Below are 238 nucleotides of genomic sequence, written 5' to 3' on the forward strand. Positions count from 1 at the left end.
CACGTCGTGCAGGCCGAGCGCCGCCGCCGTGGCGGTTTCGTCGCAGCCGCGGTCTTCGGCGGGTAGGCGCAGGTCGATCACGGGGGTGATGCCTGCCGTGGCGGCCTGCTGCAGTTGTGCGGCCGTCGGTTGCCCGCCGGTGTAGCGGTCGTCTGCAGGCTCCCTGCCGGTTCGGGCGAGGCCGGCTTCGGCCCCCGAGGCAGGGCCACGCTCTACCAGCCGAGCATCCCCCCCGACC

At 74.8% G+C, this 238-nt stretch carries 1 pseudogene; it reads right to left on the bottom strand.

Annotation, left to right across the window (positions count from 1 at the left end):
• Positions 1-219, bottom strand: a pseudogene (locus tag ACQG3P_RS23225) (hypothetical protein); the annotation flags it as partial.
• Positions 220-238: the final 19 nt, after the last annotated feature.

Origin of the sequence: Stenotrophomonas sp. SrG (assembly GCF_050031795.1) — a bacterium.
GTDB classification, from domain to species: Bacteria; Pseudomonadota; Gammaproteobacteria; order Xanthomonadales; family Xanthomonadaceae; genus Stenotrophomonas; species Stenotrophomonas rhizophila_A.